This window comes from Flavobacterium sp. WG21, assembly GCF_000335775.1.
Classification (GTDB): Bacteria; Bacteroidota; Bacteroidia; order Flavobacteriales; family Flavobacteriaceae; genus Flavobacterium; species Flavobacterium tructae.
In genome coordinates, this window is the sequence record NZ_AMYW01000005.1 from 45,069 (window position 1) to 63,210 (window position 18,142).

17 protein-coding genes are annotated in these 18,142 nt (G+C 36.5%); 10 read left to right on the forward strand and 7 right to left on the reverse strand.

All coding sequences use genetic code 11. The features are described from left to right. Positions 1–6: 6 nt before the first annotated feature. Positions 7–1,392: a TolC family protein gene (locus C245_RS0105590; RefSeq protein WP_017495597.1), complete on the reverse strand. Its 1,386-nt coding sequence runs from the start codon at positions 1,390–1,392 to the stop codon at positions 7–9. A 166-nt stretch (positions 1,393–1,558) separates the two neighbouring features. On the opposite strand from C245_RS0105590, the gene C245_RS0105595 reads away from it, so the two are divergent. Together C245_RS0105595 and C245_RS0105600 are read left to right on the forward strand one after the other, a co-directional pair. Then, the gene (locus tag C245_RS0105595; protein ID WP_017495598.1) at positions 1,559–2,599 is read left to right on the forward strand and encodes a sensor histidine kinase; all 1,041 of its coding nucleotides are present in this window, start codon (positions 1,559–1,561) and stop codon (positions 2,597–2,599) included. Then, positions 2,596–3,294 (forward strand): LytTR family DNA-binding domain-containing protein, encoded by a 699-nt coding sequence (locus C245_RS0105600; protein WP_017495599.1) that lies wholly within the window; start codon positions 2,596–2,598, stop codon positions 3,292–3,294. Before C245_RS0105595 ends, C245_RS0105600 begins: the two co-directional genes overlap by 4 nt. Before the next feature lie 356 nt (positions 3,295–3,650). Here the strand turns inward: C245_RS0105600 and C245_RS0105605 are convergent, their stop codons facing one another. After that, positions 3,651–4,367 (reverse strand): DUF4386 domain-containing protein, encoded by a 717-nt coding sequence (locus C245_RS0105605; protein WP_017495600.1) that lies wholly within the window; start codon positions 4,365–4,367, stop codon positions 3,651–3,653. A 147-nt stretch (positions 4,368–4,514) separates the two neighbouring features. Here C245_RS0105605 and C245_RS0105610 point away from each other — a divergent pair, with 147 nt between their 5' ends. Continuing rightward, positions 4,515–4,988: a PepSY-like domain-containing protein gene (locus tag C245_RS0105610; protein ID WP_017495601.1), complete on the forward strand. Its 474-nt coding sequence runs from the start codon at positions 4,515–4,517 to the stop codon at positions 4,986–4,988. A gap of 95 nt (positions 4,989–5,083) precedes the next feature. Here C245_RS0105610 and C245_RS0105615 read toward each other — a convergent pair whose 3' ends face one another. The 5 genes from C245_RS0105615 to C245_RS0105635 all read right to left on the reverse strand — a co-directional run bounded on the left by C245_RS0105615 (position 5,084) and on the right by C245_RS0105635 (position 9,513). After that, positions 5,084–5,848, reverse strand: coding sequence for an SDR family NAD(P)-dependent oxidoreductase (locus C245_RS0105615; RefSeq protein ID WP_017495602.1), 765 nt, complete (start codon positions 5,846–5,848; stop codon positions 5,084–5,086). A 100-nt stretch (positions 5,849–5,948) separates the two neighbouring features. Continuing rightward, the gene (locus C245_RS0105620; RefSeq protein WP_017495603.1) at positions 5,949–6,872 is read right to left on the reverse strand and encodes an AraC family transcriptional regulator; all 924 of its coding nucleotides are present in this window, start codon (positions 6,870–6,872) and stop codon (positions 5,949–5,951) included. Positions 6,873–7,055: 183 nt separating this feature from the next. Then, positions 7,056–7,616 carry a 2'-5' RNA ligase family protein gene (locus C245_RS0105625; RefSeq protein ID WP_017495604.1) on the reverse strand — a complete coding sequence of 187 codons (561 nt, stop codon included), beginning with the start codon at positions 7,614–7,616 and terminating at the stop codon, positions 7,056–7,058. 43 nt (positions 7,617–7,659) lie between these two features. Next, a complete protein-coding gene (locus C245_RS0105630; RefSeq protein WP_017495605.1) occupies positions 7,660–7,974 on the reverse strand; it encodes a hypothetical protein in 315 nt (104 codons plus the stop codon). A 612-nt stretch (positions 7,975–8,586) separates the two neighbouring features. After that, on the reverse strand, positions 8,587–9,513 hold the full coding sequence (locus tag C245_RS0105635) for an alpha/beta hydrolase (protein WP_017495606.1): 927 nt from the start codon (positions 9,511–9,513) through the stop codon (positions 8,587–8,589). 442 nt (positions 9,514–9,955) lie between these two features. Between C245_RS0105635 and C245_RS0105640 the strand changes: the two genes are divergently transcribed. The 7 genes from C245_RS0105640 to C245_RS0105670 all read left to right on the forward strand — a co-directional run bounded on the left by C245_RS0105640 (position 9,956) and on the right by C245_RS0105670 (position 18,140). Continuing rightward, positions 9,956–11,425, forward strand: a complete 1,470-nt coding sequence (locus C245_RS0105640) for an MFS transporter (protein WP_017495607.1) — start codon at positions 9,956–9,958, stop codon at positions 11,423–11,425. A gap of 111 nt (positions 11,426–11,536) precedes the next feature. Continuing rightward, positions 11,537–12,373 carry a 5-dehydro-4-deoxy-D-glucuronate isomerase gene (kduI, locus tag C245_RS0105645; protein WP_017495608.1) on the forward strand — a complete coding sequence of 279 codons (837 nt, stop codon included), beginning with the start codon at positions 11,537–11,539 and terminating at the stop codon, positions 12,371–12,373. 5 nt (positions 12,374–12,378) lie between these two features. Further along, a complete protein-coding gene (locus C245_RS0105650) occupies positions 12,379–13,170 on the forward strand; it encodes a gluconate 5-dehydrogenase (protein ID WP_017495609.1) in 792 nt (263 codons plus the stop codon). Between the two features lie 25 nt (positions 13,171–13,195). Next, a complete protein-coding gene (gene uxaC, locus C245_RS0105655) occupies positions 13,196–14,599 on the forward strand; it encodes a glucuronate isomerase (protein ID WP_017495610.1) in 1,404 nt (467 codons plus the stop codon). A 153-nt stretch (positions 14,600–14,752) separates the two neighbouring features. Then, a complete protein-coding gene (locus C245_RS0105660; protein ID WP_017495611.1) occupies positions 14,753–15,775 on the forward strand; it encodes a sugar kinase in 1,023 nt (340 codons plus the stop codon). 11 nt (positions 15,776–15,786) lie between these two features. Next, positions 15,787–16,455 (forward strand): bifunctional 4-hydroxy-2-oxoglutarate aldolase/2-dehydro-3-deoxy-phosphogluconate aldolase, encoded by a 669-nt coding sequence (locus C245_RS0105665; protein WP_017495612.1) that lies wholly within the window; start codon positions 15,787–15,789, stop codon positions 16,453–16,455. A 218-nt stretch (positions 16,456–16,673) separates the two neighbouring features. Further along, entirely contained in the window at positions 16,674–18,140 is a 1,467-nt protein-coding gene (locus C245_RS0105670; protein ID WP_017495613.1) for a tagaturonate reductase, read from the forward strand. The last annotated feature ends 2 nt before the right edge of the window (positions 18,141–18,142 follow it).

Below are 18,142 nucleotides of genomic sequence, written 5' to 3' on the forward strand. Positions count from 1 at the left end.
TTATAATTAAAATTCATTTATAAATAGGTCAAAATTTCCTGTTGCAGCGACTTTCAGTAAGTACGACTGCCATACATTATTATTGACAATATCACGATCGATTTCGGCACGATTTAAAACGTACATCGTCTGTGTTAAATCAGTCAGATCAGTTAAGCCGTTTTTGTATAAAGTCGATTTCTGAAGATAGGCTCTTTTGGCAGCATCTACCTGAATCGGTGCTTCGGCATAATTCTCTAAAGTGATTTTGATTTTATCTTCAGCAAAATTCAACTGCGATTTCAGCTCACGATCGGCTTGGTTGTATTCTTCCTGTAGTCCCTGAGAAATAAATTTCTGAGCAGTGACTTGCTTGTTGGAACGAAAAGGAGTCGTTAAATTCCATGTAATTCCAATTCCAACTAAATAATTAGTACGATCCGGATTGACACTATCCCAGTAATTTCGGGTAAAGGCATGCTGATTTGTGGCATAACTACTGTCAAATCCTGAAGCTCTGGTTTGCAAAACACCAAAAGCAGTCATGGTTGGATAATAGAATCTTTTGTACAATTTGACTTGCTGATTGCTGTAATCGATTTTTGTTTTATACAATTGCAATAAAGGATGAAGACTGTCTGTGGCAGTATTTTCCTTAAGCAGTTCTTTTGGAATTTGAGTGACAAAAAGTGAATCGGTTACAAAATCCTGAGGAGCAACGCCCATGAGATCGACCAATTTGTTGTTTTGTTCTTTGACAAAGTTTTTGGCCAGATTCAGTGCGATTTTAGCTTTTGATACTTCGGCAGTGGCTAAAGTAGAATCGACTCCGGCTAGTAATCCGTTCTTCACTCTTGCTACGGCTGTTTTTTTGAAAACCTGAGCGCGATCCAGATTTTTTTGCTGTGAAATCAACAATCTCTGACTTGCGAGTAAATTCAGATAAGCGGCAGAAATTTTGATTTCCTGTTGGAATTTTTCCTGTTTCAGATCCTTTTCTTTAGCCTGAACATCAATTTTAGATAAATTGATTTTTTCCTGTGTTTTTCCAAAAGTGAAAAAATCCCAGTTCATGTTGACCAGATAAAGTGCGCCAAATGCCGAATTCCAGTTTTGTTCCGGTAATGGAAGCCCGGACGAAGCTACTCCAAGACCCCCAAAACCATAAAGAGGTCCGTTTTGACCGTTTACAGTTCCGTAATCCTGTTGTGCCGATAAGTTTAGGTTGGGCAGGTAATCACGTTTAGACTGCTTAAGACTTTCGCGTGACGCATTGGTGTAATTGTTTTTTGCCTTGATGGAACCGTAGTTTTCCAAACCTGTTTTTATGGCTTCTTTTAAAGACAGGGTTTGAGCAGAACTACCACAGGCAAAAATCAAGAAAACTAATAAAGTAATTTTTTTGAAGTACATATAAATTAGTGGTGTGAATTTGATCTCTCAAAATTATTTCACTTGGCTGGATAAAAGCTATCTAAAATGATGTAATGCGATTATAAATGACCAATTCAATTGGTCATTTATTGGAAATAAAAACTAAAAAAATGTGGTTAATTTGTAAACTATTTAAGTTTTAAGAATGAATAAAGAACTGGAAAACATATTGGATCACAAATGGTGGCAGGAAATTGCCGTTGTTGCCTTTTCATTTACTATTTATACCTTAAAAAACGATTGGATGTTGTTTAGCTCGTTTACATCCATATTGATGGGCATTTTTTTCTATTTAATTTTATACTTGCACGCCCAATTCAACCGTTTCTTTTTACTTCCCATACTTTTTAAAAAACAACGCCCTGTAACTTATATTTTTCTGACACTGGCGGGAGTATTGCTCTTTTCGGTTGTTTTATATGAGGTTACCAGTCTGGAAATGTTTAGTAACTGCCGTTTGTACCAAAACTCTCATCAGCGTAGTTATGTGTATCAACTGGCCAGTGTTTTAGGGACTTTGGTTTGTATATTGAGCCCGATAATTGTTTTTAAGTTTTACAGAATTCACAAGAGACAGACGGATGAGACTCTTTTGTTCAATCAGATGCAATTGAATTCATTAAAAGGACAATTGAATCCGCACTTTTTATTTAATACCTTTAATACGCTTTACGGAATTAGTCTCGAGTTTCCGGACCGGACATCTGATTTAATCATGAAAGTATCACAGCTGATGCGGTATCAGCTCGAAAGCAATAACAAACAATGTGTTTCTCTGGAAGACGAACTCGAGTTTATAAACAGTTATGTTCAGTTGGAAAAAGAAAGGGTAGGGTATCGCTGTGAGATTACGTACGACTGTAAAATCGACAATGAAAATGCCTATAAAGTATCGCCAATGCTATTGATTGCATTTATCGAAAATGCGTTTAAACACGGAACCTGTGCGATAGAAAAATGTTTTGTGAGAATCATTATTACGGTCGAGAACGGCTTGCTTCATTTGCATGTGGTAAACTCCATTCCAAAGAAAAAAACGGATGTTATTTCCACTAAGATTGGTTTGAAAAATACCATAGAACGATTGAATCTGATTTATGGCAAAGCTTATAAATTAGACATTCAGGACGATAAGAATACTTACATTGTAGATTTGAAAGTGCAATTGAAAAAGTTTGTCGAATGAGAGAACCTAAAAAATGTATAATTGTCGATGATGAACCGGCAGCGCATTATGTACTGGCAAATTACATCAAGCAAAATCCGCAATTAGAATTGGTTTTTCAGGGTTTTAACGGTATTGAGGCAATGGATTATTTAAGAGACCATCCTGTTGATTTGATGTTTTTGGATATCAATATGCCGGAGATCTCAGGGATGGAATTACTGAAGATTATTCCAACGCATCCCAGTACAATATTAACCACCGCTTATTCTGAATATGCCCTTGAAAGTTACGATTACGGTGTTATAGATTATCTTCTCAAGCCTATTTATTTTCCAAGATTCCTCAAAGCCATCGATCGTTTTTTTGCCACGGAAAATGGTAAAGCGAAAACTGAAGAAGCAGTAATTAATTCCGTTACAGTGAAGGTTGACGGTTACTTTATTGAGATAGAATTGGATCAGCTTTTGTTTGCACAGAGTTTTGGGAATTATGTAAAGTTACATACCATAAAAAGAACGTATCTGGCCTCTATCACGACCAGTGAATTGGAGAAATGTTTGCCCGAGAAGAATTTCATGCGCATTCACAAGTCCTACATCGTGGCTCTTGATAAAATTGAAGCCACCGATAAAGATTTTGTGGTCATTAAAAACGAAAAATTACCGATTGGTATTACCTATAAAAGAGAATTATCAGATCGACTGAAGAAATAAAACGGATGTAATATTAGACTGAAATAGAAATAAAATTGATAAGAAAATAGAAATGAAGGGAGCTTACTAATTCAATTATTTCAAAGAAGAAGCCTGCTCAGGAGTAATTTCCGGCAGGCTTTTTTGATTGTATTTCAGTTCTGGTAATTACACAGGTTGAATGATTTTCAAAGTAATAGCTTCTACTAAAAAGGATTAAAAAAAATCTGCAAAATCTGCCAGATCTGCGTGTGAAAAAAAACAAATTCCCGCAGATCTGGCAGATTTTTTAATCGATTTAATCCTTTAAATCTGTGGCTATTATTTTTTAACACTTAGAATCTTTGTGTTTAAATTAATTGCATTATTAAGGTTGATTATACCAACTGCTGTTTCCAGACAGGTAATTTTACCCCTTTAAAAACAAGCCATAAACTAAGAGACAATTCGGCAATCAAACAAGGCATCAATAAAATTATACTTGAAAGTTTCGGGATCAAAATTAAGAAGAAACTATTGGTAAGATAACAGATTCCCGCCAGACTCATTAAAACTCCAATTGCCTTTGGTAAATAACCCGATTTAAAGACCAGATAGCCTTCCAGTAAACATACAAATCCAAAAAAGATCAATCCGATTCCGAAACCATAATCGTGTAACTTAATCGAGAGATAAGATAAGGTGTGTAACTGATCTGGACTGAAAGATTTTAAATATTCGGCATCTCCCAGAAAGAACAATGCTGCTAAAAGATTCAGTTTATTGGCGACTAAAACGGCAGTCTGGATTAAATTGAACGATAAATTTAAAAGAGCAAGCTTTCGGTTTACCGGCTTTAAAAGATAATAGAGAATAATCATGACCGGCAGATCGCAAATTTGCATAATAAGATCCGCTGTAATGCCAATTTTCCATAAAAACTGCGAATGCATAATATTTTGAGCGGTGGCGGTGGCATCTCCCGACACAAACAATTTGTTTCTGACAAATGTTTCTGCGAAGAATCCCATGACGATAATGACCAAATATAATATCCCGGCTATGCGTGCATAAAGTTGGGGTGAAGCCTCAAAATTTTTCAGGTTAGATTTCATTTTTTAGGTTTTGGTTTTTCGTAAGACGTCTGACACAGAACATTGTTACCGTTTATTTTAACATTTTTTTACAATATCACTTTTTCTTCGGAATAAAGTAGTAATTTTAATACGTTATTTAAGAGATGTTAATTTAAAATTTGGCACATGAAAAAAATATTCCTGATGATAACCTTTTTGTATAGCAGCTTTTTAATAGGGCAGAGTGGAGTTTCTCCCGATAAAGTTGTCACACCTCCTGAAAAAGTAGTTTTTACTTTTCAGAAAGAATATCCTGGTAAAGTTCCGGTCTGGACCTTGAAGTATGTGGGAGACGATGATGATGAAATTCGGTATGAAGCCAAGTTCAAAACAGATAAAAACACCAATGCATTGGCGGTTTATGATAGTTTGGGAGCTCTGAAAGCTTTTGAGTTGCAAATTCCATTCAATCAGCTGCCACAAAAAGCACAAACCTATCTGAAGAAAAATTATCCTGCCAGTGCCATTAAAGAATCGGCAGTAGTGGTAGACGATAAAAACAAAACCACTTACGAGGTCGGAATACAAAAAAACTCCAAATTCTATGATGTGGTTTTTGATAAAAACGGAGGTTTTGATGTAATCATTGAGAAAGATTAAAAACAGAATTCTTACTAATTCAATATACTCAGAATGACAAACCCGACAGGTTTTTAAAGCCTGTCGGGTTTAAATTATAAACTCTCGTGATAAAATTACAAATTCATTCCGCCTGAAACCTCAATGCGTTGTGCATTTACCCAGCGTGCCTCTTCGGTACATAAAAAGGCAACCACTCCGCCAATATCGTCCGGTAATCCAACTCTTCCTAAAGCGGTAACTGCAGCTATATTTTTGTTCAATTGTTCGTTGTCGCGAACCACACCACCTCCAAAATCGGTTTCGATTGCCCCCGGAGCAACTACATTGGCTCTGATTTTTCGTTCACCCAATTCTTTTGCCTGGTATTTGGTTAACGTTTCGATAGCACCTTTCATAGAGGCATAGGCGGAAGCGCCCGAAAAAGAAAATCTTGCCAGACCAGTTGAGATATTTACGATTCCGCCACCATCATTCATAAGGTTTAATGCTTTCTGAGTTAAGAAGAAGGGGCCTTTAAAATGTATATTGCTCAATTGATCAAATTCGGCTTCTGTTGTTTCCATAAATGAATTGTGGAGTCCCGTTCCGGCATTGTTTACTAAAAAGTCAAATTTATCCGTTTTAAAAGTACTTTTTAGAGTTTCTGCAACAGAGCTGAAAAAGGGATCAAAAGTGCCGGAATCGGCAACATTTAATTGAATAGCGCCTGCTTTTCGACCTAAGCTTTCAATTTCTTTCACTACTGAATCAGCTTCTTCTTTTTTACTGTTGTAGGTAATAATTACATCGATTCCTTTTTTAGCAATTGCAATCGCCATATTTTTTCCTAAACCTCTGCTGCCACCTGTTACCAGAGCAATTTTTGTATGTACTGCCATTTTATTTTATGTTTTAAATTGATAAGACAAAGGTAGGGGCGAAGTAGTGTGGGGAAATTGTAAATATCAAACCGATGTTTGCGAAATTCAAATCATGAATTTAAGATCGGAAAGCTAAAGGAGTAAACGAAGTTTGTTTTTTAAAGAAGTTAGAGAAATGTGCCAATTCTTCAAATCCTAAGGAGAAGGCAATTTCAGAAATATTCCAGTCCGTTTGTTTTAAAAGAATTTTGGCTTCGCTGGTTAAACGGCTGCTGATTAATTCGGTTGTAGTTTTTCCGGTATTTTCCTTTAAAACTTTATTCAGATGATTGACATGGACCGATAATCTTTCGGCAAAATCTTTGGCGGTTCTGAGCTGTAAGCGTTGATTTGGCGATTCAATAGGGAATTGTCTTTCCAGCAATTCAGCAAATAAAGAAGAAACTCTGGCAGCCGAATTGTGTCTGGAATACAATGCCGTTATTGGCTGTAGTTTTTGTCCGAAGTGAATGAGTTCGGCGACGTAATTCCGAATTAGATCATATTTGTAAACGTAATCGGAATTGATTTCTTTTTGTATTTTGTTGAAAATCAATTCTACTTCTGCTACTTCTTCATCGGTTAATTGAAAAATAGGATACCCGTCAGAAGCAAAAATAGGAAGCTCGTCCAGATCAATCCCGCTTTTGTTTTTTGATAAAAATTCACCCGTAAACACACAAAACTGCCCGGATTGATTCATATCCTGCGGTAAATAATTGTACGGAATCTTTGGGGTGGCAAATAATAGTCCCTGCTTTTCAATTTCAATTATCTTATCGGCGTATTCAGCCCTGTTTTTTCCTTTAATCAAACTGATTTTGTAGTAAGCACGGCGATCATAAGGCATGATTGCTTTACCCTGAAGACGATCTAAAACCTCTTTGATATTAAATACATTAAAATGACCAATCTCTTTTTTGATGTCATTGGGCAATAAAGAACCCGGTTCAACGGAGGAACCTTCAGTTATATCTTTGTAAAAAGAATCCAGTGATTTCATGACGACGATTTGTAAAAATCAAATATACGAAAAAATGAAGTTTCAAGTTTCAAGTTTGAAGTTTCAGGTTTGAAGTTTCAGGTTTCAGGTTTTCTACTCTTCACATCTCACATCTCACATCTCACATCTCACATCTTGCATCTCACATCTTGCATCTTGCGTCTCACATCTCACAATAAACATTTAAAACAAAGTCCCCTGTATAAGTTCCGGCTGTGGATTACTGCCAAAAGGAAAAGTATCGATGACAAAAAACTGTTTTTTCACCGGATCTAATTCACGGAGAATAATTTCTTCACAGGAAAAATCCATGGCAATTGTGGTAAAGAGCTGCGATGCGATTTTAAGATTTTCGGGAGTTAGTTTTCTGCCGATAGAAATATGCGGATCACTGCTTTTTTTTAGGTTGGAAAGAAGTAACGCTTTCTGTGTCTTTTTCATGACTGGTTGTAAGCTTTTTTTTGATTCTTCATTTGGGGCAATGAAAAAAGCACCACTTTCGTACGAACCAAAATCATCCAAATGTACCTGAAACGGAGTAAAGGTATCGCAAATATTAAAAAGCTTTTGCTTGAATTTATCCAGTTGAGAATCGTCAGTTGTAAACTCACAAATCGTAATATGTGCCACCGAATTTTTACTGTTGAACCAGCCAATTTTAGTTGCCAGATGCTCTTTCATGGTTTTGATGTCCTTAATTATTTCTGGTGAGGGATGAATGACAACTGAATATTTCTTTTCCATTTTAGCGTTCGGTTTTTGGCAAATTTAAAGAATTTGTTGGCATCTAAATTTTTCCTTTCAGATGCAATCGATATTCAATTTCTGATTTTAATAGGCCGCTTCCTCCTCCAAAATGTTCAATTACTTCAACATCAGGTTGCTGTTTTAAACAGAAAGAAGTAAATTCTTTTTCGATATGATCTTCGATGCCTGAACTCAAAAGTACAATATCAATTTTGTGGTTCAGAAAATAATCCTGAGCCAGTTTTTCGTCATTAAAACCAACTGCATTCCAGTTTTCGTAAGCATTCACCAATCTGAGCAAAATCTCAAGAATGGCTTGGTTTTTTCCAAGCAGTAAGAATTCGTATGTTTTCATAGATAGTAGTTTTTTGAGTTCTTTCTAAGATGCTAAGGTGTTGAGATACTAAGGTTCTAAGATTGCATAAGTTTAGGAACTTTACGCCTTAATAGCTTAGAAAAAAAAATCTGTATTTTGCAAATGTACTAGTAAAGAGTTTGTTATAACTTAATCTAGAATAAGAAAACTTCGAAAATTTTTAAAACCTTATCATCTTCGAGTCTTAGTATCTCAGAGTCTTAGTTTCTTAGTCCCTAAAAAAAACAAAAGATTTTAGAACTGTAGTGTTTCAGATAGTCAGTGACTTAGCATTTTTAGGAGGAAAAAGTTTTTCATAATGCGGAAAGCCGTAATGATTTCTCTAAAGTTGCTTGTAATTTCGCGCCATAATAACGGGTAATTATGCTGTGTTTACCTTTTTAGACCGCATAATAGGTTGTTATAATTAACTGTTTTTGGAGAAACATTTTTTTAATTACAATGAAAATTGGACTTATTCATTTGATCGTGGGTATAAGCTTTGTATGAATTTGCAGGATTACAAAAGAGTCTGATTTTTATAGGGTTTTTAGATTTGGTTATTGGGTTATCCGGATCTAAAGACCCTTTTTTTTTATTCTTTCTCTACTATTATAAGTAGGCATTAATTTTAAGCCATTCTTCGCAATCTCGAGTCCAAAATTTACTAGTACTATTTACGCCCAACCCAAAACCATGACCTCCTTTTTCATAAAGATGTAATTCAGCTGAAACCCCGTTTCGTTTAAGCGCCAGATAGTAATTGATACTGTTCTCCGGTAAAACGGTTTTGTCGTCTGTGGCATGAATCAGGAAAGCCGGAGGAGTTTTTGAAGTAACTTTCTTTTCGTTAGAATAAAAATCACGTACTTCCTGTGAGGGATTATTCCCCAGTAAACTACTTTGCGAGCCTTTGTGTGTAATCTCATTTTGCATGGAGATTACCGGATAAATTAAAAGTGAAAAATCCGGACGTGCACTTGTTTTAGATTTCGAATCATAAGTTGCTTCATCGTAATGTGTTGCCAGCGTAGAAGCTAAATGCCCTCCGGCCGAGAAGCCAATAATCCCTATTTTGTTAGCATCTATGCTGTACTTTGTTGCATTTTGCCTTACGTGACGTATGGCTTCCTGTGCGTCTTGTAATGGTCCGTTCTTTTTGTCTTTCATGATTTGATCACTGGGTAATCTGTATTTGACAACAAAAGCTGCAATTCCCAAGCTATTAAGCCAGTTGGCGACTTTGGTGCCTTCTTTATCAATAGCTAAATGTTGATATCCTCCTCCCGGAAAAATAAGAACAGCAGTTTGATTGGGTTTGCTTTGTTTAGGTAAAAAAACACTCAAAGTTGGAACGGTAACTAAACTTGTACTCTGCACTTTTCCGTCTATAAAAGATTCATTTTCCTTGTATTCCGTAGCTTTTATTTCATCGGGGATAGTATTCCAGAGCGGTACAATTTCATTTTGTGCATGTATAGTAGTGTGCATGAAGGTGAATAAAAATAAGGTTAGAAGTAATTCTTTTACATTTTTCATGAATTATGGAAATATTTAAATGGGTTGGAAAAGTGTTTTAAAACAAAGCTTTTTTGGATCAGTTTTACGCTTTTGTAAAAATGTAACAAATGACTTTTACTTCACAAACCTGAAGATTACAGTGAATTGATCAAAAGTGAAAGTTTTTTGGACAATTTTGATAGATAAAACGGTTAAGTTTGCAAAAATAGCTTTTAACAAATATATTACTTAAAATGTAATTTAAAGTATTTTTTTTGAGCGATCTGTTTAATTATGTGTTGAAATTAAATTTTTATATAATTTATTTGGAATATAAAGATTTAAAACTATATTTGTGCAATCGATTACATTTATTTAATTTTGTTGCATTTAATTCATAGGTATTGTAATTTTTATATCGTGTTTGAATAGCAGATTAAATGAGCCGGAAAACTATCAACTTTTATAATAAACCATTACCATGAACCAAACAGATGCAGTTATTATGACCCAATCCAAAAAATCTACAGGAAGTTATCGTTGGAGTATATGTGCCTTGCTTTTTTTTGCAACCACTATCAACTATTTAGACAGACAGGTACTTTCTTTAACGTGGAGCGATTTTATCGCGCCTGAGTTTCATTGGACTAATAATGATTACGGAAATATAACCGCCTTGTTTTCTATTTTTTACGCAGTTTCATTACTGTTTGCCGGTAGATTTGTGGATTGGATGGATACTAAACGAGGATTTCTGTGGGCCATTGGGATCTGGTCTTTTGGGGCTTGTCTTCATGCTTTTTGTGGTATTGCTACAGCCGGAATTATTAGTGGGAACTGGTTTGTAGGTTTCGAGGGCGCCAAGCAGGCAATTCACCTTGTAAAAGATACCGGACTGGTCATTAATGTAAGTGTTACGCTGTTCATCTTTGCCCGTTTTGTTTTAGCAGTGGGTGAAGCAGGAAATTTTCCGGCAGCAATTAAAACGACGGCCGAGTATTTTCCTAAAAAAGACAGAGCATTTTCTACCAGTATTTTCAATGCAGGTGCTACTGTTGGTGCTTTGGCAGCTCCTATATCTATTCCGTTTATCGCAGAATCTTTCGGATGGGAAATGGCCTTTATCATCATTGGTGCCTTAGGTTTTGTTTGGATGGGATTTTGGATTTTCATGTATGATAAGCCTGAAAACCACCCAAAAGTAAGTGCTGCAGAATTAGAGTATATACAACAAGATGATATTACAGACAGCAAATTAAAGGGGTATGTACCGGAAACCAAAGACAAAGTTTCTTTTGTCGATTGTTTTAAATACAAACAAACCTGGGCATTTGCTTTTGGTAAGTTTATGACCGATGGAGTATGGTGGTTTTTCTTATTCTGGACCCCGGCTTACTTAAGTTCGGTTTACGGTATGGATTCTACTGAGGCGGCACTTCCTTTATTCGTTTTATATATGATAACCCTGTTGTCAATTATAGGCGGCTGGCTGCCAACCTATTTTGTCGAGAAGAAAGGAATGAACCCCTATGAAGGCAGAATGAGAGCAATGCTAATTTTTGCATTCTTTCCCTTGTTGGCTCTGATTGCACAACCTTTAGGGTATATCAGTTATTGGATTCCCGTTGTTATTATTGGTATTGCAGGTGCAGCTCATCAATCATGGTCGGCTAATATTTTTACCACTGTTGGAGATATGTTTCCTAAAAAAGCAATTGCAACGATCACTGGTATTGGAGGTTTGGCCGGAGGTATTGGTTCTACTTTTATCAATAAAGGTTCGGGAATGCTGTTTGATTATGCCAAAGAAAGCAATATGTCATTTATGGGTTTTCAAGGAATTGAAGCCGGATATTTTATCATTTTTTCTATTTGTGCCATTTGTTACCTGACAGGATGGTCTGTGATGAAAATGTTAGTACCTAAATACAGTCCGATTATCAATCTTTAAGGATTACAGATAACAAAAACAATTATAAAAAAAGAATAAATTTTACAATCAATTATGGTTTTTAAGGATAAAAATCTAATTTTGTGCAATCGATTACATTAATTTAAAATTATGACAAAATATAGTTCAAGATACGCGTCGAGCCCGGAAGCTGTAAAAAAATATGACACTCAGGAATTGAGAAACGAATTCTTAATTGACGATTTAATGCAGGAAGATGAGATTGTGTTAACCTATTCTCATTATGACAGGTACATCGCAGGATCGGCAGTTCCGTTGAAGGATCTGACTTTGGAAAGTATTGACCCGTTGAAAGCAGGTTACTTTCTGGAAAGAAGAGAAATGGGAATTATCAATGTAGGTGGCAAAGGGACTGTGGTCGTTGAAGGAGTTTCTTTCGAATTAGCGTTTAAAGATGCTTTGTACATCGGAAGCGGTAATAAGGAAGTGATTTTTAAAAGTGATGATCCTAAGAATCCTGCAAAATATTATATCAATTCTGCTCCGGCACACAGAACATATCCAACCGTAAAAGTGAGTCTGGCAGAAGCAAACAAGCTGGAATTGGGAACTATGGAGACAGCCAATCACCGCACCGTAAATCAAATGATTATTGGAGGTGTTGTAACCACTTGTCAATTACAGATGGGAATGACGGAATTAAGACCCGGAAGTGTCTGGAATACCATGCCGGCACACGTACACGATCGCAGAATGGAAGTTTATTTTTATTTGGATATTCCCGAAAATCAGGCCGTTTGTCATTTTATGGGACAGCCTCAGGAAACCAGACACATTTGGATGAACAATCATCAGGCGGTTATTTCACCACCATGGTCGATTCATTCAGGATCCGGAACCAGTAATTATACTTTTATCTGGGGAATGGCGGGTGAGAATTTGGATTACGGAGATATGGATGTGTGTAAAATCACTGATTTAAGATAAAAAATATGGCAAACTCATTATTTGATATAAACGGAAAAGTTGCCCTGATTACAGGAAGTACACACGGACTGGGAATGGCAATGGCAAAAGGATTAGGAGAGGCGGGTGCGACAATTGTGGTAAACGGAAATTCTTCTCAACAAAAAATTGATGATGCCGTAGCGGAACTTCAAAAAGAGGGGATTCATGCAGTGGGCTATAAGTTTAATGTAACGGACGAAATGGAAGTTATTGCTGCAGTTCGACAAATTGAAAATGAAGTGGGCCCTATTGATATCCTGATTAACAATGCAGGGATTATTAAAAGAATTCCGCTGATTGAAATGGAGGTAGCCGATTTTAAAGAGGTTATTGATATTGATTTGGTGAGTCCGTTTATTGTATCAAAGCATGTAGTAAGAGGGATGATTGAAAGAAGGCGAGGAAAAATAATCAATATTTGTTCGATGATGAGCGAGTTGGGCCGCAGTACAGTAGGAGCTTATGCTGCTGCGAAAGGCGGTTTGAAAATGCTGACCAAAAATATGGCTACCGAATGGGCCAAACATAATGTTCAGATTAACGGAATTGGTCCGGGGTATTTTGCTACCGAACAGACCAAACCTATTAGAGTGGACGGGCATCCTTTTAATGATTTTATCATTAGTAGAACTCCGGCTGCAAAATGGGGAGAAGCAAGTGATCTGGCCGGAGCGGCTATATTTTTATCTTCAAAAGCCAGCGATTTTGTGAACGGCCACATTTTGTATGTTGATGGTGGAATCTTAGCAACAATCGGGAAGCCATCAAACGAATAATTATCTCAATTACATCAAAAAAATCATGAGTTCAAATACCTTCATAAACGATAATTTTTTACTTGAAAATAAATTTGCAGAAGAGCTGTATCATAATTACTCCAAAAATCAGCCGATCATCGATTATCACAATCATTTGAATCCTCAGTTTATTGCTGAAGATAAAATTTTTGAAAACATTACACAGGTGTGGATCAACGGAGATCACTACAAATGGCGTGCGATGCGTACCTTGGGAATCAACGAGCAGTTTGTGACCGGAAACGCCCCTGACAAAGATAAATTCTTAAATTGGGCCAAAACGGTTCCATACACCATGCGTAATCCTTTGTACCATTGGACGCACTTAGAGCTGGCGCGTTATTTTGATATATATGATTTGCTGAATGAAAAATCGGCAGAGAAAATATACCAGGAAGCAACCGAGAAAATTAATTCTCCGGCCTACAGTACGCAAAATCTGCTTAAAAAAGTAAATGCTGAATTGGTTTGCACGACCGAAGATCCGATTGACAGTCTTGAGTTTCATCAAAAATTGGCAAAGAATCCAATTGGAACTAAAATGAGTACGGCCTTCAGACCTGATAAAGCGATCTTAATTTCCAATGATGGCTATAATGCCTATCTGGACAAGTTAGGGGAGGTGTCCGGAGTTGCGATTCATACCTATGCTGATTTGTGCAGTGTATTGCGAAACCGAATTGAGTTCTTTAATCAAAACGGCTGTAAACTTAGTGATCATGGCTTAGACCAGATTTATTTCGAAGAATTTACAGAGAATGAAATTAATAGCATCTTCAAAAAGAAAAGAGAAAACAGAATTTTAACTCCCGAAGAAGTTTTGAAATTTCAAAGTGCTGTATTGTTATTCTTGTCCGAGATGTATCATGAGTTTGGATGGGTACAGCAATTTCACCTTGGAGCGTTGCGAAACAATAATGCCCGCATGCACCGAATTTTAGGACCTGACACGGGTTGGGATTCTATTGGAGATTATCCGCAGGCACAAAAACTATCCGGCTTTTTAAATGCTTTGGACAGTAAAGATAAATTGACGAAAACGATAATTTATAACCTGAATCCGGCTGATAACGAAGTGATGGCAACCATGATTGGAAATTTTAATGACGGAAGTGTCAGAGGGAAAGTTCAGTTTGGATCGGGATGGTGGTTTTTAGATCAGAAAGACGGAATGACAAAACAATTAAATGCTCTTTCAAATATGGGGTTAATCAGTTGTTTTGTAGGAATGCTAACAGACTCGAGAAGCTTTTTGTCTTTCCCGAGGCATGAGTATTTCAGACGTATTTTATGTAATCTTTTAGGAGATGAAATCAAACGCGGAGAGCTTCCAAATGATATGGAGTGGATAGGGAAACTGGTTTCGGATATTTCCTATCATAATGCAAAAGAGTATTTTAAATTTTAAGTAAGAAGAGAGAATATAGAGCAAAGAATATAGGGGAAAGAGTTTAAGTATCTTTTTAATCAGATAAGCTGTGGCAAATAAAAGCATCAGGCTTAATTTTCTTAATATCTTAATGATAAAAAAAATCTTTTACTGGTAAAACAATAAAATTATATGAGTAAAGTAGTTGCATTCGGGGAAATTATGTTGCGTCTTTCGACAGAGAGACACTTGCGATTTTCGCAGGCAAAAGCATTTGGAGCGTCTTATGGAGGCGGTGAATTTAATGTTTGCGTGTCTTTGGCTAATTATGGTTTGAATGCCGAATTTGTAACAAGATTACCCGAGAATGAAATTGGTGCTTCGGCAGTAAAAGAAATGCGAAAAATGAATGTAGCGTCCGGAAATGTAGTTTACGGAGGAGAGCGTTTAGGTATCTATTTTCTGGAAACCGGTGCCGGGACACGAGGCAGTAATGTGGTTTATGATCGTGCACACAGTTCGATGGCAACTATCGAAAAAGGAATGATTGACTGGGAGAAAGTGCTTGAGGGTACCAATTGGTTTCACTGGAGCGGGATCACACCAGCAATCTCCCAAAGTGCTGCCGAAGCCTGTTTAGAAGCCGTTAAAGCAGCGCATAAACTGGGAATTACAATTTCCTGTGATTTGAATTACCGATCAAAATTATGGCAATACGGAAAAACACCAAGTGACGTAATGCCGGAGCTCTTGCAATACAGCAATGTTATTTTAGGAGATATTGATACCGCCTATTTTATGTTGGGAATTCCGAAAGTCAATCCAAATTATCAGGATGAGAAATCGCTTCCGGTTTTGTACAGCAAATTGTTTGAGTTGATTCCGGGTTTAAAAATAGCAGCAACAACCCTTAGGTACTCCGTAAGTGCATCACATCAAAGAATAGGAGGGGTTTTATTTGATGGTAAAGCCATTTATCAGGCAGCCGTAAAAGAAGTGACTCCTGTTGTAGATCGTGTTGGAAGTGGGGATGCTTTCATGGGAGGTTTAATTTACGGATTACAGGAATATCAAAATAACAATCAAAGAGCTTTAGATTTTGCTGTGGCTGCTTGTTGTTTAAAACATACCATTGCCGGAGATTATAATCTGGTAACCTTAAAAGAAGTTGAAAATATGATAGATGGTGATGCTACCGGATTAGTATCTAGATAATTGATTTAAATATGGCAAAATATTCAAGAATTGAAGTGGCTTTAACGATGAAAGAAAACGGAATGGTTCCGCTATTCTTTCATTCAGATATCGAAATAAGCAAGAAAGTATTAAAGGCCTGTTATGATGGAGGCGCAAGATTAATGGAGTTTACAAGCAGAGGAGATTTTGCCCATGAAGTTTTTGGAGCATTAAACAAGTATGCTTTAGCAGAATTACCGGGAATGATGCTTGGTGTTGGTTCTATTACTGATGCGGCTTCAGCATCTTTGTACATGAGTTTGGGAGCGAATTTTATTGTGACTCCGGTTTTTAGAGAAGATATTGCAATTGCCTGTAATCGTCGAAAAGTACTTTGGTCTCCGGGCTGCGGAACACTTACCGAAATCGCAAGAGCCGAAGAATTAGGATGTGAAATTGTAAAATTGTTTCCGGGTGATATTTACGGACCTGAATTTATCAAAGCAATAAAAGGTCCATGTCCGTGGACGAATATCATGCCAACAGGTGGTGTTCTGCCAACAGTTGATAGTCTGACTTCGTGGTTTAGTGCGGGAGCAACCTGCGTGGGAATTGGATCACAGTTAATTTCAAAAGAGATATTAGAGCAACAGGATTATGATGAATTAAAAACAAAAGTTAGTCAGGTTCTGGATATTATAAAAAGTATTAAAAAATAAATAAGGGTAATCATATAGGTCCTTATTTAACATGCGTTTTTTTTAGATTTTAGAAATTGTAATTGAGCATTACGCTTGATAAATGAATCTTGTGAGTCCTCACAGCAAGGTTTGTTTTCCTCACACAAGTGTAATGTTTCTTTTACAGTGAGAGGAAATAATCAGAGATAAATAAGGTATTAAACGTGATTATTGATAACACTTTAAGAGAAAAAGTAATGGAAAAATTAAACAGAGTGAGCTCAGGGCTTTCAGAAAAACTTCCTATAAAAATAGTTCAATTTGGAGAAGGTAACTTTTTAAGAGCCTTTGTAGAATATGCTTTTCAAAAATTAAATCAGGAAGCTGATTTTAACGCAGGAATTGCCGTAGTACAGCCTATAGACAGAGGTTTGGTGAATATGATTAATGCTCAGGACGGATTGTATACCTTATTCATGAAAGGAGTTAAAAAAGGAGAAGAGATTCAGGAGAAAGAATTGATTTCTAATATCGTAAAAGCAATTGATCCTTATGCGTCTTTTCAGGAGTATCTGGCTTTGGCCAGAGAAGAAGAATTGGCTTTTATCATTTCAAATACAACCGAAGCAGGTATAGAATATATCGAATCCGATCAGTTGAGTATGCAGCCCCCGGTTTCCTTTCCGGCTAAATTAACGGTGCTTTTATATGAAAGATTCAAGCATTTTAAAGGAGCGGCAGATAAAGCATTAACAATTATTCCTTGCGAATTAATCAATTACAATTCAGATACTTTAAAAGAAATTATTTTAAAATATTGTGCGGACTGGAAATTAGAAAATGAATTTGTTTTTTGGTTGACAGCTAGTTGTTCTTTTCATAATACATTAGTAGACAGAATTGTACCCGGTTATCCGAAAGACCAAATAGAAGAGTACAACAGTCAGTTGGATTATAAAGACGATTTGATTGTAAGTGCCGAAAGTTTCTTTTTGTGGGTAATTGAAGGAGATGATAAACTGAAAGCAAAACTTCCGTTTGAAAAAACAGCGCTGGATGTAAAAATCGTAGCCGACATGCAGCCGTATCGTACACGTAAAGTGAGAATTCTGAATGGAGCACATACCGCTATGGTTCCTTTCTCAATGCTTTATGGTAACGAGACCGTAAAAGAAACGGTTGATAATGTTTTTAGCGGTGATTTTGTAAACAAAGCTGTTTTTGAAGAGATCAATGAAACGCTGAACATGGATAAAGCGGAATTGGCTAGTTTCTCTGAAGAAATCCTGGACCGTTTTAGAAACCCGTTTATCAAGCATTTGCTGTCTTCAATTGCATTAAACTCGATTTCAAAATTTAAAGTGCGCGTATTACCTAGTTTAACGGGATATGTGGATATTCATCAAAAACTTCCGGTTCATTTAACGTTTGCTTTTGCTGCTTTGATCCGTTTTTACAAAGGAAGTTGGAAGGGCGGGGTTTTACCAATTAATGATAGTGAGGATATTGTTTCTTTTTTCGAAAGTCTTTGGAAATCGGATGATTATGAAAAAATAGCACGATTGACTTTGCAGAATAAAAGCTTCTGGGACGAAGATTTAACGCTGGTACCGGGATTAACAAAAGCAATTACAGCTGCATTGGAAGAAATTGATGCAAACGGAATTGAAAATGGTTTTACCAATTTTCAAAAACAAATAAATAATGTAACTCAGAAAGTTTAGTT